23 protein-coding genes are annotated in these 23,518 nt (G+C 41.5%); 14 read left to right on the top strand and 9 right to left on the bottom strand.

What is annotated here, in order from left to right:
• Positions 1-60 precede the first annotated feature (60 nt).
• Positions 61-279, top strand: coding sequence for a hypothetical protein (locus Q4533_RS13125; protein WP_102439350.1), 219 nt, complete (start codon positions 61-63; stop codon positions 277-279).
• A 39-nt stretch (positions 280-318) separates the two neighbouring features.
• Here Q4533_RS13125 and Q4533_RS13120 read toward each other — a convergent pair whose 3' ends face one another.
• A complete protein-coding gene (locus tag Q4533_RS13120; RefSeq protein ID WP_303502884.1) occupies positions 319-1,260 on the bottom strand; it encodes a YeiH family protein in 942 nt (313 codons plus the stop codon).
• Between the two features lie 286 nt (positions 1,261-1,546).
• Between Q4533_RS13120 and dmeF the strand changes: the two genes are divergently transcribed.
• Together dmeF and Q4533_RS13110 are read left to right on the top strand one after the other, a co-directional pair.
• A complete protein-coding gene (gene dmeF, locus Q4533_RS13115) occupies positions 1,547-2,545 on the top strand; it encodes a CDF family Co(II)/Ni(II) efflux transporter DmeF (RefSeq protein WP_303502883.1) in 999 nt (332 codons plus the stop codon).
• On the top strand, positions 2,545-2,961 hold the full coding sequence (locus Q4533_RS13110) for a MarR family winged helix-turn-helix transcriptional regulator (RefSeq protein ID WP_102439355.1): 417 nt from the start codon (positions 2,545-2,547) through the stop codon (positions 2,959-2,961). The genes dmeF and Q4533_RS13110 overlap by 1 nt, the downstream gene beginning before the upstream one ends.
• Before the next feature lie 173 nt (positions 2,962-3,134).
• On the opposite strand, the gene Q4533_RS13105 is transcribed toward Q4533_RS13110, so the two are convergent.
• Positions 3,135-3,647 (bottom strand): malate synthase, encoded by a 513-nt coding sequence (locus Q4533_RS13105; protein WP_241901072.1) that lies wholly within the window; start codon positions 3,645-3,647, stop codon positions 3,135-3,137.
• 202 nt (positions 3,648-3,849) lie between these two features.
• Between Q4533_RS13105 and Q4533_RS13100 the strand changes: the two genes are divergently transcribed.
• From Q4533_RS13100 to Q4533_RS13090, 3 genes are all read left to right on the top strand, one after another.
• Positions 3,850-5,382, top strand: a complete 1,533-nt coding sequence (locus Q4533_RS13100) for a DUF3612 domain-containing protein (protein WP_102475979.1) — start codon at positions 3,850-3,852, stop codon at positions 5,380-5,382.
• A 261-nt stretch (positions 5,383-5,643) separates the two neighbouring features.
• Complete coding sequence (locus tag Q4533_RS13095) at positions 5,644-6,288, top strand: OB-fold-containig protein (RefSeq protein WP_303502882.1); 645 nt, start codon at positions 5,644-5,646, stop codon at positions 6,286-6,288.
• An 88-nt stretch (positions 6,289-6,376) separates the two neighbouring features.
• Entirely contained in the window at positions 6,377-8,155 is a 1,779-nt protein-coding gene (locus Q4533_RS13090; RefSeq protein ID WP_303411418.1) for a flotillin family protein, read from the top strand.
• Between the two features lie 109 nt (positions 8,156-8,264).
• Here the strand turns inward: Q4533_RS13090 and Q4533_RS13085 are convergent, their stop codons facing one another.
• Positions 8,265-8,735 (bottom strand): hypothetical protein, encoded by a 471-nt coding sequence (locus Q4533_RS13085; protein WP_102475976.1) that lies wholly within the window; start codon positions 8,733-8,735, stop codon positions 8,265-8,267.
• 380 nt (positions 8,736-9,115) lie between these two features.
• Here Q4533_RS13085 and Q4533_RS13080 point away from each other — a divergent pair, with 380 nt between their 5' ends.
• The gene (locus Q4533_RS13080; RefSeq protein WP_303445855.1) at positions 9,116-10,843 is read left to right on the top strand and encodes a diguanylate cyclase; all 1,728 of its coding nucleotides are present in this window, start codon (positions 9,116-9,118) and stop codon (positions 10,841-10,843) included.
• Between the two features lie 31 nt (positions 10,844-10,874).
• On the opposite strand, the gene Q4533_RS13075 is transcribed toward Q4533_RS13080, so the two are convergent.
• A complete protein-coding gene (locus Q4533_RS13075) occupies positions 10,875-11,555 on the bottom strand; it encodes a type 1 glutamine amidotransferase (protein ID WP_303502881.1) in 681 nt (226 codons plus the stop codon).
• Entirely contained in the window at positions 11,555-12,292 is a 738-nt protein-coding gene (locus tag Q4533_RS13070) for a hypothetical protein (protein WP_303502880.1), read from the bottom strand. Before Q4533_RS13070 ends, Q4533_RS13075 begins: the two co-directional genes overlap by 1 nt.
• Positions 12,293-12,641: 349 nt before the next feature.
• On the opposite strand from Q4533_RS13070, the gene Q4533_RS13065 reads away from it, so the two are divergent.
• Entirely contained in the window at positions 12,642-14,162 is a 1,521-nt protein-coding gene (locus Q4533_RS13065) for a flavocytochrome c (protein ID WP_102439370.1), read from the top strand.
• 28 nt (positions 14,163-14,190) lie between these two features.
• Positions 14,191-14,544, top strand: a complete 354-nt coding sequence (locus Q4533_RS13060; RefSeq protein ID WP_102530965.1) for a cytochrome c3 family protein — start codon at positions 14,191-14,193, stop codon at positions 14,542-14,544.
• Positions 14,545-14,647: 103 nt separating this feature from the next.
• Here the strand turns inward: Q4533_RS13060 and Q4533_RS13055 are convergent, their stop codons facing one another.
• A complete protein-coding gene (locus tag Q4533_RS13055) occupies positions 14,648-15,514 on the bottom strand; it encodes a LysR family transcriptional regulator (RefSeq protein WP_102439371.1) in 867 nt (288 codons plus the stop codon).
• A gap of 121 nt (positions 15,515-15,635) precedes the next feature.
• Between Q4533_RS13055 and Q4533_RS13050 the strand changes: the two genes are divergently transcribed.
• Positions 15,636-16,277: a TetR/AcrR family transcriptional regulator gene (locus tag Q4533_RS13050; RefSeq protein WP_102439372.1), complete on the top strand. Its 642-nt coding sequence runs from the start codon at positions 15,636-15,638 to the stop codon at positions 16,275-16,277.
• A gap of 100 nt (positions 16,278-16,377) precedes the next feature.
• Here Q4533_RS13050 and gorA read toward each other — a convergent pair whose 3' ends face one another.
• The 3 genes from gorA to Q4533_RS13035 form a co-directional block, all read right to left on the bottom strand.
• The gene (gene gorA / locus Q4533_RS13045; RefSeq protein WP_102439373.1) at positions 16,378-17,733 is read right to left on the bottom strand and encodes a glutathione-disulfide reductase; all 1,356 of its coding nucleotides are present in this window, start codon (positions 17,731-17,733) and stop codon (positions 16,378-16,380) included.
• A 188-nt stretch (positions 17,734-17,921) separates the two neighbouring features.
• Positions 17,922-18,476 carry a hypothetical protein gene (locus Q4533_RS13040; RefSeq protein WP_303445858.1) on the bottom strand — a complete coding sequence of 185 codons (555 nt, stop codon included), beginning with the start codon at positions 18,474-18,476 and terminating at the stop codon, positions 17,922-17,924.
• Between the two features lie 123 nt (positions 18,477-18,599).
• A complete protein-coding gene (locus Q4533_RS13035) occupies positions 18,600-19,322 on the bottom strand; it encodes a hypothetical protein (protein ID WP_102439375.1) in 723 nt (240 codons plus the stop codon).
• A 342-nt stretch (positions 19,323-19,664) separates the two neighbouring features.
• Between Q4533_RS13035 and prlC the strand changes: the two genes are divergently transcribed.
• The 4 genes from prlC to Q4533_RS13015 all read left to right on the top strand — a co-directional run bounded on the left by prlC (position 19,665) and on the right by Q4533_RS13015 (position 23,498).
• Entirely contained in the window at positions 19,665-21,704 is a 2,040-nt protein-coding gene (prlC, locus tag Q4533_RS13030; RefSeq protein ID WP_303502879.1) for an oligopeptidase A, read from the top strand.
• A 162-nt stretch (positions 21,705-21,866) separates the two neighbouring features.
• Positions 21,867-22,529 (top strand): flagellar brake protein, encoded by a 663-nt coding sequence (locus tag Q4533_RS13025; protein ID WP_241904035.1) that lies wholly within the window; start codon positions 21,867-21,869, stop codon positions 22,527-22,529.
• 184 nt (positions 22,530-22,713) lie between these two features.
• Positions 22,714-23,289, top strand: coding sequence for a DUF2975 domain-containing protein (locus Q4533_RS13020; RefSeq protein WP_102475968.1), 576 nt, complete (start codon positions 22,714-22,716; stop codon positions 23,287-23,289).
• Complete coding sequence (locus Q4533_RS13015) at positions 23,289-23,498, top strand: helix-turn-helix transcriptional regulator (protein WP_102439378.1); 210 nt, start codon at positions 23,289-23,291, stop codon at positions 23,496-23,498. The genes Q4533_RS13020 and Q4533_RS13015 overlap by 1 nt, the downstream gene beginning before the upstream one ends.
• The last annotated feature ends 20 nt before the right edge of the window (positions 23,499-23,518 follow it).

Genomic DNA, 23,518 nt, shown 5'->3' with positions numbered 1-23,518 from the left:
CTTAAACGGACAGTTCCGATAATAACCTTTCATATTCAGAAAGGTTGTTATCTCATTATTATGTTTCGGCTGCTAAATTCAAAAATCATTAAAGCCTGCGCGATAGTTTGCCTGTGCATTATTGCCATTGTTGCCTCGGTGCAAACAACGGGTTTAACCCGCGCTGTGATTGAGCTACTAGCATTTAGTGGCCTGATTGCACTGGCGTTAGCTAAACCTGATATTCAGCAAGAACAGTCAGAGGTTATTAAGCAGCAGAATAACCAACAAGACCTTTAACAGCATTTCGCGCAGACATTGCCGCAACAGCTACTCAAGTTAATCTCCCGTCAATAAAATATACCCAAGTGATGTACTGCCAATCGCCAGCCATAATATGATCCCCAACATTAACGGTTTTGGCCCATTAGCGCGCATTTTACTGACCGTGATACCAGCGCCAATTAAAAACAAACACACAATAAGCAACTGCTTGGATACGCTAAACAGCACGTTATAAACGGGCTGGCCTTGTGGAATAAAGTAAGCAATAAGAATGGCTAAGCAATAAAAGCCAATAAAATACGGGATAGATATTTTTGATTTATCACCGTCAAAAATTATTGCACTCAATAACGCGATAGGAATGATCCAAAGCGCTCTAGCCAGTTTAATGGTAGTGGCGGTTTTAAGGGCTTCATCACCATAAACAGAGGCGGCGCCAACCACAGATGAAGTATCGTGAATGGCAATCGCACTCCAAACACCAAAATCATATTGGCTAAGTGATAACGCATGGCCAATGGTGGGAAATAAAAATAATGCAGCAGAGTTGAGTAGGAAAATACATGCCAGTGAAACCGCAATTTGATCGTTCTTAGCATTAATAGCAGGCGCGACTGCGGCTATCGCGCTACCGCCACAAATCGCTGTGCCGCAACTGATTAAATGGCCCGTCTTAACTTCTAATTTCATTAATCGGGTTAAACCAATGCCGAGCATGAGTGTAAAAAAAATAGAGCCGACGATTAAGCCAAGATTATGACTACTGGCAGCAAGCGCTTCAGGTAAATTAATTCCAAAACCTAAACCAACAATTGAATAGGCTAATAACTTTTTAGTGAGCTTATTTAAGTCAATATGGCTTGGCACCATGCCAATACTGGCAAGGGTGAAACCCATTAGCAAGGCAACAGGAGAAGAGATAACAGGCGTTAAGCAAACTAAGCCAACAACAATAAATAGCCACAGTTTAAAGCGCGAAGAAAAAGCAGTTGTCATGAGGCTTTGATGATCTCTGAAATTAAATGTTGCAGCGGTTTATGGCGAACTCTTGTGACAGCCGTCACCAAGTCTGCCCGCAGCGTCGATGCTTGAGTGTAACAACTAGATTGCCATGGCACGATTAAATTGAACTGAAAGTTTTTAATTATGCTGCATTTCAACGGCTACCTGTTGTTAATCGCCGCTAAAATCACAGCTTTATTGTTCACGAGTATATTGACATTGCTTGATGGTCAAAATACTATTTATGACAAATAGTTTGATTGTCAAACAAAGATGGCTTTTGAAATTTTTAAATCAACATCATCATCAATTTAGTTCGTTGCACAATAAAGGTGAGAAGCGCACCCTGTACGTGTTGATCTTAACCGTTACCGCTATGGTGGTAGAAATTGTCGCCGGTACGATGTACGGTTCAATGGCATTACTAGCCGATGGTTGGCACATGGGCACACATGCTGCGGCGTTTTGTATCACCTTATTTACTTATCGCTATGCTAGAAAACATGCTGGCAGTGATAAATTTTCCTTTGGTACTGGCAAGGTCAGTGTATTAGGTGGTTACACCAGCGCGATAGTGCTTGGGGTAGTGGCGTTATTGATGATGGCAGAGTCGATTCACCGTCTGTTTAACCCGCAAAATATTCAATTTAATGAAGCGATTATGGTGGCCTTTATTGGTTTGGCGGTAAATGTTGTCAGCATGTTCTTGCTTGGCGATCATCATCATGGCCATGATCATTCCCACGGGCATGCTCATTCCGATAGCCACTCACATCATCATTCACATCAGCACTCACATAACCATTCCCGCGATGAAACCGCGCAAGCAGAACATCAGCATGATCACCAACATAAGCCGCATCACGATCACAACTTAAGGGCGGCATATTTACATGTGTTAGCCGATGCATTGACCTCAGTACTGGCTATTGTGGCGCTTATTTTTGGTAAGTTTTATGGCTGGAACTGGCTTGATGCGGTAATGGGTATGGTGGGCGCTGTGGTGATTTGTAAGTGGACCTTAGGGCTATTAAAGCAAACTAGCCCAGTGTTACTGGATGAAAATATTGATCAGCATTATCGTCAGGCGATAACACAAGCATTACAGCCCTTTGCCAGCATCAAAGATATGCATATATGGAAAATCAGTGGCGATCATTACTCGGCGGCTATCATTCTTGAGTCTCATGTTGATAAAAGCATTGCTGAATACAAACAATTATTGGCGAATTTTGATAAAATTAATCATCTCACCCTTGAGGTTCATCCTGTTAAATAATGAAAAATCTACAAAACCTAAATCACTTACTAACTGAATTTTACGACAAGATGGCTTCTTGGGAGCAATCGGTGGTAAAAGAAACCGGCTATTCACTGGCGCAAACCCATACCATTGAAGTGTTGGGCAATCATGGTCCTTTACGCATGAAGGAGTTGGCGCAAAAGCTGGCGATAACCACTGGCACCTTAACTGTTCAGGTGGATAAATTAGTCCAAGCTCAGCTAATTGAACGCTGCGCTCACCCCGATGATAGACGTTCGATAGTGGTGGTGTTAACAGAAGCCGGGCAAGTGATTCATCGCCAGCATAATCAATTACATTTAGATTTAGTGGCTGACTTGAGCCGCAATATCGACCCAGAACATCTACAAGTTTTACAAAGCTGCTTAGCAAAGATGAACCAAGAGTTTTAGGGTTTACTTAACTCTGGCATAGCTCTAAACTCGGTGTGGCTTGAATCTGGCATAAAGCTTGAGTTTAGTTTTAGTACAAATGCCAGAAATAAAAAAGTCCAAGCTGTATGAATACAGCTTGGACTTTTTTAATGGGCTATTTTTGCTATCTTAAGCGATATAGAGAGTAACAATTAACGCTGATGCATAGCGTAGTCACTGCCATCTTTGGCGGTAAACACTTTGCAGTTACCTTCAGTTGGTAAACAACGTGAATGCAGCATGCTTACCCATTGCTTGTAAGGTGTCGGTAAATTCTTAATCGGCAGTGCCACTTGAATATCTTCAATATGCGCTGGGTCGTTAGCACCCAGTTCACCGTTTCGGTCAAAGCTCACTTCAACATGGGTATCGTTATTTTTTAACACGATAGATGTTGGGTCGCTTTTATGACCAGTTAACGCCACAAATTGACAAGGATTTTGCAATCCACATTGGCTGCCATCTTTCATAAATGCTAGCAGATGAGTGTAGTAAATCACGTAGCTACTTACATCGGCATGAGTCCCGCTAGCCAATGGAAAGTTATTATCTAAAAATATTTTCGCGTTGGTGATTTTATCTGCATTAGTGCTGGTGGCCACAATTTGTTCTTCAATGAAGCTGTTAAGGTCGTGAGCGGCTGTGTTGTGGTTCATAGTAGTCATAATCATAACCTTATCCTCTTCGTTTGATGTCGGCACTTGCTGGTTGTTTTCAGCAATTAATGCCCTGCGTACTGGTTTAACATTTACTGGCTTAAACGGGTTTTGTTAAAACAAACACTGTTTCCCGATTGCTTAATTTGTAGTCTAGTGTATTTTTCACTACAATTTCACAATAAAAATTTTACACTGTGAATTTTACAAAATGCGCAATGATCAAAGCTTGATGAGAAAGTCACATTTCCTTGGCACTAAGATTCGTAATTTACGTAAACGCAATCACCTGACCATGGAAGATTTATCCGCTCGATGTATTCGAGTGGATTCCAGTTCGGCGCCGTCAGTGTCGTACCTTTCGATGATAGAGCGCGGTAAACGTGTCCCCAGTGCAGGAATGCTGGCCGTGATCGCAACCGTGTTTCAAAAAGATGTGGAATGGTTTTTAGATGACATGCCAGAAGAGCAGTCAATCACCCCTGAAAAAGGCCGTCATGGCGGTGTTAGCGGTATGCCGCTTGAGCCTAGTTTCTTGTTTTCAAATGATATATTGCAAATTGCCATTCCAGAAATGTTATCGCAAACAGGTACATCAGGCAGGCAATTTGCCCAGTTACTTATTCGCGCCCATCAAGAGCATCATCAAAATCACTTCCCAGATTTAGAACGAGCCGCTGAAGATATTGGTAAAAAACAACTGCCTCTAGCGGCTGAAGAAATGCTTAATATCGCTAAAAGTATGGGGCTTAAAATCAAGTGGATTGATGAAATCCCCACAGAAGTGATCGATGAAACTGGCGCAAGTTCAGCCCGATTAACCACCTCATTTTTTGAGCCGCCAGCGACGATTTATATTAATAAAGCCCTGAAAGCCAATGTACCGCGATTAAAATATGACTTGGCGGTGCATATTGGCCATTGTGTTTTACACAATAAAGATGGCCTTAAAAGTGTGATGACCTCAGGGCGTCGGGTAGAAATTGATGATGACAGCTCAATGCAATCAAATACCCTTAATGCTCAAGATATTTTGCATGCATGGCGTGATTTTGAATCGAGCTTTTTTGCTGGCGCTTTATTATGTCCCAAGGTGCCATTTAGACAATTACTCGACCGTCATGGCTATGAAATTGCGGTACATAAACAACTGCAAGTGTCAGCATCAGTGGCAATGCGCCGCATGACGGTAGTGTCACCTTATCCACACTGGCATTACTTTGATGCCTATGCGCCAGGAAAGCTAAAAGCGGTTTATCGTGGCAATGGTATTCCACTGCCGTGGGGCAATATGCGCATTGTTGAAGATCCATGTCATCACTGGGCAGTGTTTAGAAAAATTAATGAACCTAGCACTGATGGCACCTCGGCGCAGATCTCGATTTTAAATGTCGGTAACGAGCCGCGAATTTACTGTTGCGAATCAATCAAAGTTGATGATTCTGCAGGCAATCCACATGTGCTATGTGCGGGCATTGATCTCAACCCTGCCATTGAAGCCCAAGGCAAGGATGCAAAATCCATTACCGCCGATTTAAAGAAAGCCTGTGTTGATAATGGCGGTTTGGTGGCCATTCCAAAACACATCAAAGCTGATTTAACCAGTGTGGCTAAAATTCTGAATATCAATTGGATTGAGCGCGGCATAGACAATGATGCTCGGGTGATTTGCTCTCGCGGCGCCGTGTGTCCACGCCAGCCAAGCTGCTACGCTGCGGGTAAAGCCTTGTGTGAAGAAAGCTAGCGCTGTTGTTAATAGGCGTCAAATTCTCTGCAAAGGGCAATTTGACCGCTTTAGCTAGCACTTGCAGATTCACTTGAGTGATAAATCAATTAGGTGACTGTTTACAAATACTTTTGTTCTGATACTTTTGTTCTGATATTGTTGTTAATCTTGAATTTTGGAGAGTTAATAGCGTTTTAATGCAAAACGACTTTAAACCCTCATTTAACACCATCTATTCGCTATTTAGATGCTTGGTGTTTGCTGTAAAGGAATACAGTTATGCTCGAATTTTTATTAATCAATGCCAATACACCCTATGCGATAGCATTGACTTTAGTGCTGACCCTAGCTGTTTTAGAGGGAGTTGGCTTAGTCATTGGTTTCAGTATTTCCAGCCTGTTAGATCACATATCCCCAATCGATTTAGATTTTGATGCAGGCATTGATGTTGCTCAAACAGGGTTAACGCCGTTACTGGGTTGGCTTTGCCTTAATAAGTTGCCATTACTTATTTGGTTAGTGCTGTTGTTAACCAGCTTTACGCTCCTAGGCTACAGTTTAAATTTCTTGAGCTACGTTTATGCTGGCCACTTAACCTCCCCAATAATCAGTACGCCTATAGTGCTGATCGCGAGTCTTTTTAGTACCTCAATACTTGGGCGACCTTTGACAAGAATTCTCCCTAAAAATGAGTCACTAGCGGTATCTACAGACAGTTTTAGTGGTCTGTCAGCCAAAATTACAGTCGGCACCGCCAAACTAAATAGTCCTGCAGAAGCGGTACTGGTAGATCAACATTCTCAGAAACATTATGTGATGGTGGCGCCAGAATTCGCAGAAGAAAGCTTTAGTCAAAATGAACAGGTCGTATTGCTACGTAAGTCTGGCAGTATTTGGCTAGTCGCTAGGCTTGAGCCGTTTTAAGCAATAAGTTTCAACACTGAAATATCAATAAGCTTCAAAAATTAAATCACGGATAGAACCATCATTTGTAATTATTAAAGGAATAGAAATGGACGCCCTAGAAATATCTTCAAGTTCAAATACCATGTTTATCTTAATCATGGCCGGTATAGCAGTCCTTGCTTTTATCACCATCGGATTAATCTTCGCTAAATTATACATTCGCGCCTCAAAAGAAATTGCCTTTGTACGTACCGGTTTTGGTGGCGAAAAAGTCGTAAAAGACGGCGGTACTATTTGCCTACCTGTGTTGCATGAAACCATTCCAGTCAATATGAATACCTTACGTATTGAAGTCGAGAAAACCCAAAAAGATGCGTTGATCACCAAAGACAGAATGCGAGTGGACGTTAAAGCAGATTTTTATTTGCGTGTGGCCCCAAGCCAAGAAGGCATTTCTATGGCAGCGCAAACGCTGGGTACAAGAACCATGCGTGTGGAAGAGCTTAAGAAGCTAATGGAGTCCAAATTCGTTGATGTACTACGCGCCGTTGCTGCTGAAATGACCATGACCGAAATGCATGAACAACGAACTGACTTTGTGCAAAAAGTACAACAAAGTGTTGCTAATGATCTAGAGAAAAATGGTTTAGAACTGGAGTCAGTATCACTAACAGGATTTGACCAAACTGACCTGCAATTCTTTAATGAAAATAATGCCTTTGATGCTGAAGGCCGCGCAAGACTGGCTAAAATTATTGAAGAAAAACGTAAAGAAACCAATGATATTGAACAAGAAAACCGCGTAAAAATCCAGCGCAGAAACTTAGAAGCTGAGCGCCAATCTCTAGAAATAAAAAAAGAAGAAGAGGAAGCACGCCTAAACCAAGAGCAAATAATTGCTTTTAAACGTGCGGATCAAAAAGCTGAAATTGCCAAAACCCGTGAGAGTAATGAGCGTGAAGAGCGTGAAGCTGAAATTGCAAAAGAACAAGCCATTGAAGCCGCTGAAATTGAGAAATCAAAAGACATTGAAACTCGTCAAATTGATAAGAAAAGGGCTCTTGCTCAGGCGCAAATTCAACAACAGCGCGACATTGAAGTGTCTGAACAAGATAAGCAAATTGCTGTCGCAGTGAAGTCAGAAGAAGAGTCAGCAGCAAGAACCAAAGCTGCAGGTGCTGAAAAAGACAAAGTGGAAAAAGAAGAAGCGGTTATTACTGCAAGACAGGTTGCTGAAGCAAACCGTCGTAAAGAAATTGAAGTGATTGACGCTAAGAAAGAAGCTGAGCGAGAAGCTGTCGGGGTGACAGTTCAAGCTGCGGCAGAGAAACAAGCTGCTGAAGATAGAGCCATTGCGATATTAACTGAAGCAAGAGCAGATTCAGATTCAAAGAAACTGCGAGCAGAAGCAGATGAAAAAGTGTTTGCTGTAGAAGCTGCTGGTAAACAAGCTTTGTATGAAGCTGAAAACACCTTGAAAGATGAGCAAATTGAGCTGCAAAAAGCCCTCGCGATATTAAAAGTGCTGCCTGAAATCGTGGCTAATGCCGTTAAACCTTTAGAAAATATAGATGGTATTAAGATTCTTCAAGGCTACCATGGTGCTGGGCCTGGTAACGATGCTAGCGTAGCAACAGGAACGTCAGGTATGGCGGAGCAAATTACCTCGGCAGCGCTTAATTATCGTGCCAATGCACCACTGGTAGACTCAATGCTGCAAGAGCTTGGGTTGGTAGACTCAAAATCTGGCACGTTAAATGACTTAGTGAGTGGTGAAAACTTCTTAACTGATGCAACTCGCAGCGCAATTAAGCAAAGTAATATGCCTCCAGTAACAGCAAATGGTAGTAAAAATTCAGAGGCTTTAGCGCCGAAGGCTAATTAACTGTACTAGCTCAGACTTGGGCTAGCATCTAAACCTAAAAAAGAGGATTAATAATCCTCTTTTTTGTTTTCTCTTGAGTATATTGAACACTGAAATTACAGCAAATTATTTAGCTTCCAGCTTTGCCAGCTTCTAAAATTGGCATTCCCGCTTCGGTAGGGATATAAATCCGCTCGCCACTGCCGTCTTGTAAGCCTTTTATCCAGATATAACGTAAGTAAGCTTCATTATCTTTTAATGATTCACCAATGATCTTGTTGGCTTCTGCTGCAGCCTTGGCAAGTTCGATATCAGCTGCGCCCTCAGATTTTGCTCGAACAATTAGCGCCTTACCTTCTGCTTCGGCAAGTGTGACTCTCGCTTTAGCTTGCATTAAAGCTGCTTGTTCTCTGGCTTTGGATTCTTCAATAAGGATCTGTTTTGACCATTGGGCTTCTTTTAACGCTGCCTGTCCATTGAGTTCCATTTTGTAGACGTTGTATTTTGGCCAAGCCCACAAGGCTAAGATCAATATGATGACCCCTGTGAAGGTCATAAATACTAGAGTTCCTAATGCGATAGCTTGTTTATTCTGGTACATGTTCTATGTGTCCTTACTTTTATTATTGTTATGAAGAGTAATCAACTGGCAACTGAGCCGTACTCATCTAAACTAGCTTTTTATATTATTCCATTATAATTCAGTATTTTGTTGGTAGTTAGCTTAGCGTAATAGATAATAGATAATAGAAAGTGAAGATCTACCGCAAATTTTGTTTGGGATGAGCTTGTTGTAATAGTCTGGTTTGTGAGCGTTTTATTTAACTGTTAATTTTTGAGCTGGCTAACGTTTCATGGTGGCATAGAGCGTAGAGTTAACTGATTAGGAATAAAACCATTATTAGAGCTTAACAAAGTAAAAGGTTTCCGCTACGAAATATATAATTAGCAGCTACAATTAAATTTAATAACACGTATGTTATGCGGAATAAAAATAAATTTAAAGGACTAAATTTTATCAATAATATAGCAAGAATTACCGCACTTTTTGTTTGTTTTCTTATCTCACTTGCCGTTGGTACGGTAAGTGCTAGCCCTTATGTTACGTTAGATGAACGCGATAAAATTGAAATTGTTGAGGAAAATCTCTGGTATAAAACTTCGCCCCTGATTTCAGATCCTCGATTTACCGATCTAGTGCTCTTATATGCCGATGCCAAGCAAGTGACTTCTACCTTGGGAGGAAACGGGGCTTTTGTGGCAAGGATACCACTAGCCAATAGTCGTGATATTCAGCACACTCGGTTTGTGAATTTATATACAAATTACTTAGACATAGGGACTGCATATTGGCAGTCAGAGCAAGGTGAAGTTGTTGCTTTAGCAAGCTTTGGGCAAATAACTGGTACAAACCCTAAATTAGCTCATTCACAAACCTTCTCACTGATGTTGAGTCAACAAGAGCGTGGTGTACTGTGGATTTTTATACAAGCCAAAAAATTCGCCACACCGGTAGACGTTAATATTTATAGTAAAGCGGCTTTCTATAACAAACAATTTATTACCAATAGCATTAATACTATGGCTTTCTCGGTGATGATTACACTCGCTTTAATTGCATGTTTTATCTATTTCAGAACCCGATATTTAGTGACCTTAGCCTGCGCCGGATATGTTGGTTTTCATGGTTTAGGTTGGCTTGTTGCCTCTGGAAGTTTCGGGCAGCTGTTTAGTGTCAGCGCTTTTAACCCTGTTTATATTGGCATCATGATATTTCCGTTTGCTATCGCTTCTGCAAGTCAATTTACTAAGCTACTGTTTAATTGCCCTCAGGAGCATAGTAAATTCGCAAAGCTATTTAATTTATTATCAATAGTCAGCGTTACTCTTGGCTTATTGATGCCTTTTCTATCCTTTAATAACAGCTTCTTAATATCCCATATTATTGCAGCTGTATGGATCCCAATAAGTATCGGGACAGGCATCTTTATGCTCACCACTTTGGATTTTAAAGCCAAATATTATTTAATAGGTAACCTGTTATATGGCTTGTCTCTGTTTGCTTATGTTTTATCTCATGCCCTAAAACTTGATTGGAATATCTCTACAGAATTGATTGTGCAAGTTGCATTAACAATTGATTGTATTTGTATTTTGTTATCATTGACTGAATGGTTGCAAATAAAACAGAAGGACTATCATCGCAGTTATACTATTTCTCGGATAGACCCATTAACAAAAATAGGCAATCGCTATGCTCAAAATGAAAAGCTCGCCAAGCTAACTGGGGGCTATTGTCTAACATTTATTGATCTTGATGGTTTTAAAGAGATTAACGATACATTTGGCCATGATGAAGGCGATAAATTATTAATTTCCACAGTCAATCTTATTCAACAAAAACTTCAAGGTTTGGGAACTATTTTCAGATCTGGAGGTGATGAGTTTATTTTGGTGGCTGAAATTACAAATCTTCAACAAACAGCTTCAGTGATTTCGCAATTGTCAGTAGCACTGCTCAAAACAGAGCAGGAATTACAGCGAACTAGGTGGAAGAATATAGGTTTAAGTTTTGGTATTGCCACAAGCTTTGAAACAGCAAATCAATCAGAGTGCTTATCACTAGCGGATCAACGAATGTATAAACACAAACAGGAAAAGAAAAAAGATAAGCCACTAATACCCAACATTACTATTAGCCAGTGCTAGTATCGTTAATGCAGAATCTAGCGACAAAATCTTAGTGGTCATTAGGCTTAAACATTGAGTCCAATAATGACATAAACCACAGCGCTAATTGCTGCTGCAATAGCGGCTTAGTTTCTGTACCGAATGGGCAATCATCTTTAAAGTGTTCAATTAAGGCGTGTATTTGTAGCTCATGCCACTCGGGATGAAACTGCAGCCCTAATTGACGCTGGTGGCGAAAGGCTTGCTGGTGACATAGTACTGAACTGGCTTCAATACTGACTTGTTTCATAGGCTTGTTTTCTTGGGCTTGCTGATTAAAATCAAACCCATAAAAATGCCATTGAGGCACCATTAGTGTTTCAGCGACTAATCCGTTTGATAACAGCTTAACCTCATGCCAGCCGAGTTCGGGCTGTTCTAATTTATACAGGCTGGCTCCCAGGGCTGTGGCTAATAGTTGCGCCCCTAAGCAAATGGCTAAAATCGGCATATCAATGTCGATAGCATCCTTTATTAATTCAAGCTCGGCCTGCATCCACGCCGGGTTGTCTGCCACATCCGTAGGCCCACCGAGAATGATAATACCATCAAAGCTACTTAGTTTAGGCAGCGCGCCTAAAGGCGCCATAAAACAGGTTAGCTGATGGCCGTGACTGTCACACCAATCTTGAATACGCCCCGGGCCTTCAGCGCTGTGGTGTTTGATCGCCGCTAGTGATAATGCGGCCATTACTGTAACTCGCCAGTCTCAAGATAGACTTCAATAACATCACCTTGTTGTAATTGTGGCTGATTTGTTTGCTCATTAAGCGCTGCAATAATCTCAGTGACAGATGGATGCATTGAGCTCGTTGCTACAGTGATTTGAGATATATCAGATAAGTCATGGCTGGTTACCCGCAATAAATGGTCGGCTTCAGGCCTACTTTCTAAGCGTTTAATTAAAAACTGGTTGGGGCTAGTGGGGCTTGCAGCAATATTAAGATAATCAGTAATGCTGGATTTTGGTTGGCCTTGTTGCATATCTAAGGTCGAAAACAACATGATTTTATCAATCATAATGGCTTGCTCGAAGAATTGACTGACACCACCACGTTCAAAGTGGCCTTCAACCACGTCAATGGTTAACTGAGGTAACGCATTATCGATGGTGGGTTTTAGCGTCATCAAATCAAATGGCTGCGGCACAATAGTCCATAGTTGTTGCGGCTGGGTTGCCTGCTGTTGCAGCTGTTTTTTTACTGCGTTATCAACTTGAATGTCGACAAAGTGAAACTGCATGATCATCTGCACGTTGTGGGGTTGGTGGTACATGGGTAAGTGTGAGGCAAACAGGCCATCTTCACCGCCAAATAACGTCATACCGTGGATGCCATAATGGGATGATGGTTGCTCAGTAGCTTGTGCTGGATTGAATAGACTGACTAATAGCGTAATGATGGCGAGAATAAAATGAGGTTTGAACATCTTGGGCTCCTATCTGTGTTTATCAGATGGGGCCGTCCCCTTATGGTATCAATTGTGGCTTGTGCGCAATTGCTGAGGTCGTCCTCAAAGACAATGTTACCTAAAAACAATTAGTATTAACAGCTTAGTTACAAGCTGCCCAGTTCAGTACGCTGTGAAATAAAGGTTATGTTTTTTGGAACTCATTCCAAAATGATTTACTCATTACATTTTTCCTGAAAACTCTACCTACAATTGATTAGTGACATAAAAATAACCACTTTCGACATAATTTAACATTGGTTCCCATTTTGGAATCGATTCCAGTTCTATTATATCGGTGTCAATCAAAACAAAAGGGTGATGACCGATGACTAAAATAGACTTATTGGGACGCCGTAAATTTATCACGGGTTTAGGCGTAGCAGCTGGCGCGGCAATGGTTGCTCCTGCGATGGCAGTATCAGAAAAAGCTGCAGGTGTTAAGTGGGATGAAGAATTTGAAATTGTGATTATTGGTTCGGGCTTTGCCGGATTAGCAGCAGCAATCGAAGCGAAAAAGCTTGGCGCCAAAGATGTGCATATTTTTGAAAAGATGTCCTACTTTGGTGGTAACTCCGCCATTAATGGCGGTCTGTTTGCTGCGCCGGGAACGCCAATGCAGCAACAAGAAGGCGTTGACGATTCAGTTGAGCGCATGGTGGCCGATCAAATGAAAGCAGGTCGTGGTATTGCAGATGAAGCCTTGTTACGTCATGTAGCAGAGCATGCTGTTGAAGCACTGCAAATGACCTTAGATGCAGGTTCTGAATATCATCCTTATTTACAACAACTTGGTGGTCACTCAGTAGCTCGTACTTATCAAACAACCGTAAGTTGCGGCGCGGGGATCACTCAGCCATTACTTAAAAAATGCCGCGAGTTAGGTGTTAACACCCACAACCGTTCGAAGTTTGAAGGCTTCTTAGTCGGTGAAAAAGGTGAAGTATTAGGCGTTAAAATGCGTCAAAACTATCACTTTGAAGAAGACCAACCAGGCAAAGTGATTAATGTGAGAGCGAAACGTGGGGTGATCATGGCCACTGGTGGTTTTGCTCAAAATGTTAATTTACGTATGGCGCAAGATCCAACACTTACTGCTGAAGTGGGTTGTACCAACGCACCCGGCGCAACAGGTGAAGGCATGTACGAAATGTTCCGCTTAGGCGCGGTGCCAGTTCATTTAGCTCATATTCAATCTGGCCCATGGGCATCTCCTGATGAAGGGGGTTTTGGCTATGTGTCTAACTACTCAATTTATAATTTCCCACATTCAATGGCGGTAAACCGCTTAACCGGTAAGCGTTTCATGAATGAAATTGCGGACCGTAAAACACGCGCCGATGCTGAGTTAAGTTGTCGTGACGAGCAAGGTAATCCATATCCTCCATTGCTGATCACCAGCTATAAGGATTCTAAAAAGCATCCAAATACCAAGAAGGTGATTAAGTATAACGTCGGTTGGAAGTTTGAGTCGGTTGATGAATTAGCGACCCATTTCAATGTGCCACTTAAAGCACTCAAAGCGCAGATTAAAGAATATAATCAATATGTTAAATCTGGTGAGGATAAGCAGTTTGGTAAGAACATGACCAAGGCTGCTGGTAAGTACATTGAAGCACCATTTACCGTGGTGCGTTTATGGCCAAAAGTGCATTACTGCCAAGGTGGAGTGCAAATTACTACTAAAGCTGAAGTGAAAGACAGTTTCACAGGACAAGCGATAACAGGTTTATTTGCTGCAGGTGAAGTGTGTGGTGGGATCCATGGGGTCAGCCGTTTAGGAAGTTGTTCGATACCTGAATGTATGGTGATGGGTATGACTGCCGCTCGTAGCATGATGAATGCTTAACATAGCAAGTAAACAAGAGGAATTATTGATGAAAACATTAAAGATTATGCTTGCACTGGCTATGCTTAGTTTCGCCAGCTTATCAGCTCAAGCAGTAGAAATACGTGACTACCATAAAGACGTTATCGGTAAAGATTGTAAAGCGTGCCATGACCAAGGCATGAAGCAATATCCATCTGATGAATCGTGTTTAGCGTGCCACAATGTAGATGATTTAGCTGAACAAACTGCTCGCAGTGAAGAAGATAAGTGGCAAAACCCGCATAACAATCTGCACTATGGTAAAGAGCTACCTTGCCAAGAGTGTCACAGCGAGCATAAAGCGAAAAAGCCACTGTGCAGTAATTGTCACACCTTTGAGTACGGCAAGCATAAAGAATAAGCTTACAGCTTAGTGTTATCCCCAAACAAAAGGAGCGTTTATCGCTCCTTTTTTATGTTTTTATTTCGGTAGCAGGTGTTTAAAAAGACGTTTTAAGAGAGGGTTAAACCTTTGCAGATGCCAGTGATACCACATTGGCTTTGATCAAGTTGACTAATTGCTCCGTGACAGGGCTTTGAGTTTCTGGATTAACGTACACCGACTCATTAAATACCGGCAATGGCGGCAAACCATGCTCAATAGGATCCAATATTTGCATCTTATCGTTAATGCGAAATTCAGCAATAGGGGCAATGGCTAAGTCATTTTCCACCGCCATGCACAGCGCATTAGGTGAGGGTGAAGACAGCAATACATTGATTGGTCGCATCGATAATTGATGATTAGCAAAAACTTGCGCTCGAATTGGGCAGTTTTCAGGATACAGCGCCATTGGAATGGTACTGTGCAAATGGGCATTGCCATTTTTAGCTGCGACCCAATGAAATTGGCGTTCAAATAACAACTCACCATTAACGGGAGCCTGCCAGTGGGTGGCCACAATCACATCAAATTCACCCTGTTGCAGCCGCTTATATAAGTTGCCGCTAACATCGGTATCGATCACTAATTCAATGCGGGTAAATTCACGAATAAATTCTAATAAACAACTATTTAAATAACGTTTAATGTAATCAGTTGGGACGCCAAAGCGAATAGTTTGTTTGTTGGAATTATCTTTAAGTTCATCCAATATTTGTGAATTGAGTTGGATCATCTTATAGGCGTAATTAAGTAGGGTTTCACCGGATTCAGTCAGTGACACCCCTTTGTTATCTCTAAGTAGCAAAGTTTGACCGACACTTTCTTCAAGCTTTTTGATTTGTAGGCTTAAAGCTGATTGGGTGCGGCAAATTTTTTCTGCAGCTTTAGATAAATTGCCACACTCGGCAACCGCAATAAAACTTTCTAACAATTCAACTTTTAACATTGGCTATTACAATTGTTCATAGTGGTATTAGTATTACTCAGTATAGGGTTTCCTTAAAGCTTGTTATTGTTTGAATGTGAAGTTGAAACAATAAATTTACATAAAGTATACCGAGGTCAGGATGAGCAGTTGGGATCAGCGGGGAGACTATTTAGTTGAGGTTTCTCAAAGGTGCTTAAAAGGACATAAAATCTTTGATTTATGCCGTTCTCACTTGGTGAAAGCAAGTCAAATATCCAAAGGGACAATCTACAATCACTTCACCACTGAGGCTGATTTGATAGTGGCAGTTGGCTGTGCCCAGTTCGAGCAGTGGTTAGCGCAAATTGAGTCAGATACAGCAATGTACCCCGATCCCTATCAACGTTTTATTTTCCATCACTGCCAGCGTTTGTTTAGTATTTTATCTGAGCAACATTTTGTCATTGAGCGGGTTCTGCCCAATGAAACTCTACTGAATAATTGCAGCGATTATTATCGTCAACGTTATGAGAAATTGACCGCTGAGTCTTATCGCTGGAATGAAAATACCATACGTGAAATAGGTGAAGTGGCAGGCTTTGACCGGGTTGAGTTGGTGATGAATTACTTACGCGGCGCAGTAATTAATATCGATGATGGCCATAAGCAGCATGACGATCCTAAGTTATATCATCAATTTAGTTATGCGTTAACGCAATTGCTAGGTCACTCAGCAAAACGTATCCCCACAGAAAAAGATTTTAAAAGCTGGCTGAAAACCAAAGTGCATACTGCACATTAAGCTGTCAAAAATAAGCGATTTTGATTTTGTAGTTAAAAAAAGCGATAAAAAAGCGAGAAATGACTTCTCGCTTTGCTTTAAATCATTATTTAACGATGACTTATCTCATGGTAACAAACTCTTCAGCACCAGTTGGATGAATCGCTACCACGGCGTCAAAGTCAGCTTTAGTTGCGCCCATTTTCATGGCTACGCCGAAACCTTGTAAGATTTCATCCATACCAAAACCGATACCGTGAATCCCCACAACCACTTCCGTGTCGCCAGCGCAAATCAGCTTCATTTTACAAGCTTGACGATGGGCGGTAACCGCTGTGTACATAGAGGTAAAGCCTGAGCTGTATACCTTAACGTTGGCTTCACCATATTGCTCAATAGCTTCTGGTTCAGTTAAGCCCATAGTGCCAATTGGCGGGTGGCTGAATACCACTGTAGGAATAACCGAGTAATCCATTTTGGCATCTGTCATGCCGTTAAATAGACGCTCTGATAATAAGCGCCCAGCTTTAACTGCAACTGGCGTCAGTTCAACACCGCCTTCCATGATGTCACCAACACAATAAATACCTTTTGCGGTGGTATTCTGCTGTGCATCGGTAACCACGTAACCTTTAGGATTTAGGGTGACATCAGTATTTTCTAGACCAATGTTGCCAGTTGATGGGCTGCGACCAATGGCCCAAATTAAGCAATCAATCGTGAGTGACTCACCGTTTTCAAGCTCTAACGTTAAGCTGCCATCAGTATTTTTAGTCACTGATTTTGGAATACTATGAGTGTGAAGTTTAGGGCCATCAGTTGCCATTGCTTCAACTAAGGTTTCAATTAAAATAGGGTCGAAATTACGTAGCGGGGCGTGTTTGCGCACTAATAAATGGGTTTCGCTGCCAAGGGCGTGTAATACACCGGCAACTTCTACCGCAATGTAACCAGCACCAACAACAGCAACGCGTTTAGGTTGTTCACGTAAAGCAAAGAAACCGTCAGAGTCAATACCGTATTCAGCACCAGGAATGTTAGGAATAGTCGGCGCGCCGCCAGTGGCAATAGTAATATGGTCAGCGGTGTATTGCTCGCCGTTCACTTCAATAGTGTTACTGTTAATGAAGCGACCGTAACCATTTACTAAGGTGACTTTATTGTTAGCAAAGCCGCGCCCATAGGCATCGTGAATACGGCTAATATATGCTTCGCGATTATCAACTAAGGTATTCCAGTCAAACTTATTTACCGTAACATCAAAACCATAATCTTTTGCATATAGGTTCATGGCTTCAGCGACATGAGCACCGTACCACATGACTTTTTTAGGTACACAACCCACATTTACACAGGTACCGCCAACATGCTTGGCTTCAATTACTAATACCTTGGCGCCGCGCTGTGCGGCACGGTTTGCTGAAGCGATACCGCCACTACCTGCGCCTAGGCAGATATAGTCAAAATGTTGAGCCATGTTAACCCTCTCTAATTGTATTTTTACAGCTTGTTATTTGGAGGTTTTTACCTCGAACAAGTGGTTTCTTAGGATAAGAATATTTCATTTGCAGCCATTGTAGGGCGGAATTCAGCCACAAGCTAGTCTCCTAGGCCGCTTAAGTCGGGAATTGGTTTTACGGTGGCTAAAAAGTTTTTATGGTTTGTTTAGCGCCGATACTGACATTGGGAGTATTGCTCTTGGCTTGGGCCTGAGGTTGAGCATTGCAAGCAATCCCACTCAGTTTGTCGATGAGATAGCTCAGTTTCAACATGTTCTGAGTAGTGCCTTTTTAATTGCACCCTCAGTTGTTTAATCCGATTACCTAGCCAGCGACAACTGGGGTCGTTAGCGGTCTTTTTTGCTAGTCTGAGCGGTTTATTTTTGCTGGTGGCTTTTTTATTGTTTGCGGTGCTTGTATCACGCTTTACTGCTTGCTGAGTAGACGACGGTTCTAGCAGCATCTCATCAGCAGAATAGTCCAGCGCTGATTGTGTGGCGGGTAGCTCGATTGCTTGACCTTGATGATCAAGTACCACATTCATCGGCAATGACTTCATTGATAGTGATGCTTGGTTGGGTTGCTTGTTCTCGCTGGCCGGTTTACTGACTAATTGCTCAAATTCGTTGGCCTGAGGTGAGTCAATGGTCATAAATAATGGCGCTATTTGGCTAATTATAAACACAAAAATAAGCGGGAAAATCCCTTTCAATATGGTCATAAGCATTCCTTTGCTTCAAGTGAGTCATGGTTCACCCGCTTAGCTTAGAATATGCGGTAGACTTTCGCCATAAATCTATGGCGTTTTTTACGCTATTTTTATAAAGGTTTAGAAACTAAAGGTTTAGAAACTAAAGCTTAAATTAACCCCTGCATAAGTTTGATCTAAACTGCCCGTGACGCCTTCATTGCGGGCTTGCTGCTTAATATCTTCCATTGCAATCGAGTGACTAACATGGGCGCTAATAGCAATTTCTGAGCTGATTTCATAACCCGCTTCAACTCCGAACTGAAAATGATTGGCACCATCGTTGTCTTGGCTGGCATAGCGAAAATCAAATCCTTGAGTCACATAGGGCGTAACAGAGAAACGTTCACTGATTTGCCAGGGGCTATGTAAACTCAGTTCAACAAAATAACCACTGGCCTCGGTGGCAAAGGTATAAGCCAGTGAAGGAATTAGCCAAGGCACGCCGACGTAGGCAATTTCAGCAAATAATTCATTATCATTAGCGCGCTCATCACCATAAAACTCAAGCCGTTGGTAGCCGATTAAGGTTTCTAAGTCATCATGGAGCTGCAAACTATATTCAACACCAAAGTTCCATTCAGTGTAATGAACACTGTCACCACGGCCAACAACTGCATAAGTGGTTAGATTGCCCGTTTCTATGGCAGCGCCAGCCCAATAGATGCCGCCATCTTCAAGGTTATTACGCCCTTCTGAGATGTATTTTGAGTCCCAACCTAAATCAACTGCGACAGCAACATCACTGGCATTCGCTGCTGACATAAAAGGGGAAATACTCAATAGGGATACAGCTAACAATGACAATGTTGGTTTCATATTTAGTATCAGACTCAAAAGGAATTAATTTTTAATGAGAATACATTAACTTTCTCAAATAAAAATGATAACGAGTACGATTTGTGATCAGCTTGTCGAATATTTGTTTATAAAAAGTGGCTGACTGAGGTTGAGATCTTATTCACAGTTATTGTGTTGGCTTTCAGTTAGTGAGTGATAATTGCGCTGCTGGCATTTAGTTAATGCACTTAGGGGTTAACAATGGTTGGTCACTATGATGCTTTTATCCTGCTTATGATGATTGCTTACCCTTGAAATTCGCCACTTTAACCCCTATTAACAATGAAGGTGATATTGAATCGACTTCCCGAGGAATCAAAGATGAGCAACCCATTGCTAAGTGACACTGAACTGCCGCAGTTTTCGAAAATCAAAGCGGAGCATATCCAGCCAGCAGTTGAGCAGGCTATTGCAACTTGTCGAAGTAAAATTGAACAAGTGCTAAGCAATAACTCTGTTTACACTTGGGAAAACTTAATTGCCCCCCTTGAAGAAGTGGACGATCAATTAAGCAAAATTTGGTCGCCAGTATCACACATGAACTCAGTGGTTAGCACTGATGAATGGCGCGAAGCGCACGATGCATGCTTACCGTTATTATCTGAATATGGCACTTTTGTGGGTCAGCACCAAGGGTTATACCAAGCTTATAAATCATTGCAACAATCTGACGGTTTTGCAAAGATTACTACCCCGCAGCAAACCTTATTGACCCATAGTTTACGTGACTTTGAGTTATCGGGTATTGGCTTAAATGATGAGCAAAAACTGCGCTATGGCGAAATAGTAAAACGCCTATCAGAGCTTACCAGTAATTTTTCAAATCAATTGCTTGATGCAACCCAAGCATGGACTAAGCTGATTACCGATGACACTGAATTAGCGGGTTTACCTGATTCAGCTATTGCGGCAGCTAAAGCAATGGCAGAGGCCAAAGAGCTACAAGGCTGGTTATTTACGCTAGACTTCCCTTCATATTTACCGGTAATGACCTACAGCGAAAATCGTCAATTACGTGAAGAATGCTATCGCGCATTTGTCACCCGCGCATCGGATCAAGGCCCCAATGCAGGCGAATTTGATAACAGTGCCAATATGGACGAAATCTTGTCGTTGCGTCATGAGTTAGCCCAGCTATTGGGTTTTGACAGCTATGCTGATAAATCTTTAGCAACTAAAATGGCCAATGATCCTAGTCAAGTATTGTCATTTTTAAATGAATTAGCCCTACGCTCAAAAGATCAAGCCAAAGCTGAACTTGCTGAGTTAAAAGCTTTCGCTAAAGAGCATTATGATGTGACTGAAATGGCATCGTGGGATTTAAGTTTCTACGCAGAAAAATTACAGCACCACAAGTACGAAGTTTCTCAAGAACTACTACGTCCATATTTTCCTGAAAACACAGTGCTATCAGGCTTGTTCTACACAGTGTCACGCCTGTTTGGCTTAACCATTGAAGAGCAACATGAGTTTGATAAGTGGCATGATGATGTGCGTTTCTTCCACATTTATGATGCTGATAAAGTCCATCGTGGTAGTTTCTACCTAGATTTATACGCTCGCAGCGGCAAACGCGGCGGCGCTTGGATGGATGACTGTCGTGGTCGCCGCGTTACATCCACAGGTTTGCAAAAGCCTGTGGCCTATTTAACCTGTAACTTTAATGGCCCAGTGGACGGTAAACCTGCTTTATTCACCCATGATGAAGTGACCACCTTATTCCATGAATTTGGTCATGGTATTCACCATATGCTGACTCAAATTGAAGTGGGCGGCGTATCGGGTATCGATGGTGTGCCTTGGGATGCGGTAGAGCTGCCAAGTCAGTTTATGGAAAACTGGTGCTGGCAAGAAGAGGCATTAGCGAAAATTTCAGGTCATTTTGAAACCGGCGAGCCATTACCAAAAGCTTTATTGGATAAAATGCTGGCGGCAAAGAACTTTCAATCTGGGATGATGATGTTACGCCAACTTGAGTTCTCATTGTTTGATTTTAGAATGCACCATGAGTTTGATGTAGCTAAAGGCGCAGATATTCAAGGCATTTTAGATGAAGTTCGTAGCCAAGTAGCGGTGAATGTGCCACCGGCATTTAATCGTTTTCAACATGGTTTTGCGCACATTTTTGCTGGTGGCTATGCTGCGGGTTACTACAGCTATAAATGGGCTGAAGTATTATCGGCAGATGCGTTTTCTCGTTTTGAAGACGAAGGTATTTTTAACCCTGAAACCGGTAAAAGCTTCTTAAATAACATCTTAGAAATGGGTGGCAGTGAAGAGCCAATGACCTTATTTGTACGCTTTATGGGTCGTGAACCTAATACCGATGCACTATTGCGTCATTCAGGTATAAACGCCTAGTGAGTTAAGCTTGCGAGAGTTATGACTATTTCAAGGGTGCCTTAGGGCACCTTTTTATTATTTAAAGATCACACAGTTTCATTTTAAGTCACTAAATATGCTTAATTTATTGTTGTGAATGCACTAGAATGTTGCTGATAAAAATTAGAATGGAATCGTATTTTGACCGCACAAGTTGAACAAATATTTTTTAGTTTAATGCCAGGTAATTTGGTTGATCTACAAATAAACTCCCCGGTTAAATTTAGAACTAAAGCCACGTTAGTGGGCTACGAGATTGGTAAGTATATTATTCTCAAACATCCAGCTCCGCTTCAGATGAATAACCATCAAGATGTTTTTGCTCATGGTAATGGTGTGGTCGTGCGTTATTTGTTGGAAGGCCAGCAAGGTGAGTGTTTTGCATTTAAAACCACCATTAGAAACATCACTAAATTTCCTGAAAAATTCATATTTCTCACCTATCCCAAAGAAATTGAGAATCGTCAATTACGCACCCATCAACGCTTTGTGACCCATTTACCGTCTTCAATACAGGCAAGAGAAGACAGTGAAGGTAAGCTCGGCTCTGAACTCAAAGGGATTATTGCTGATATTTCTGCCAAGGGATGTGGCTTCTTGTTTAAGACCGACAATGAAAACCTAAAAGTTAACGAGAAAGACATTTTCGTTAATATTCGCAACGCCAATGACACGAATATCACCATACCAGCCAAAGTATGTAATAGCCGTTTTGAAAATGGCAAAGTCAATGTAGGTATTAAGTTTGAAGATAATGATCCGAAAATTAAACAGCTTTTAAACCAGTTATTTATCGACTTGTAAGCATGATTTAGAGTTCATCTAATTGGCCGACATATTACTGTCGGTTTTTTTATGACTGCAGCTTATAAATCAATTTTTATCATTATCTAATCAACAGAGGTAATTATCGTTTAACGGTAATTAGTTGCTGTTAATTATTAATTCTGTTAACGTTTAATTAACTTTAGCCGACCCTAAATTAATCATGGATAGAATAGTTTTACTTAGTAAATGGATTAAATTACTTATTATATTTTTAGCCTTGCTACAAATCAGTAGTTATGGCGCCACTATGGTATTTGGTGAGTTTCGAGAAGGCGAATACGTAATGACGATCGACTGGTGGGGCTGGTTTAACAGTTACCTGGCTGTCGACTTTGGTGCGCCGTGGAAAATCCTAGCCGAGACACTTTATGCTGAAGGTTTTCATGCTGGAGTGATATTAGGTAGCGTCGAAATTTTACCCTACTTACTTATTTATACTTTTCTATATCAGTTATTTGACCTTTATCAGCAAGGCTTAGTGTTCACAAAAAACAACTTCCGTTGCTTACGTCATATCGCGCTGGTATTTGTTTGGTGGATTGTATTGAGCCTGTTTTACCCGATGATTGTGGCTTCTGTACTGCACTTTAGCGGTCTCAGTAGTGCAGTGCCGATTTACTTTAGCCTTGGTAGTTATGAACTTAAGTTTGCCTTGTTCGGGTTAGTTTTTTATTGCATCGCATGGGTGATGAAGCATGCGACTGAATTACAACAAGAGGCAGATCTGACAATTTAATGGCCATAATTATTGAACTCGATGTGATGTTGGCAAAACGGAAAATGAAGTCAACTGAACTGGCTGAACTCGTTGGGATTACGCCACAAAATCTATCGGTGCTGAGAAGTGGCCGCGCTAAAGCTATCCGGTTTTCGACGTTAGATGCGATTTGCCAGCATTTAGCGTGTTCACCGGGTGATATTTTACTGTATCAGGATGAAACCTAGACCGTTTTTTATAAAGGAAG

This window comes from Shewanella sp. 6_MG-2023, assembly GCF_030547195.1.
Taxonomy (GTDB): Bacteria; Pseudomonadota; Gammaproteobacteria; order Enterobacterales; family Shewanellaceae; genus Shewanella.
Note: the sequence above shows the minus strand (reverse complement) of the source record. Positions and strands in the feature narration are given on the sequence as shown.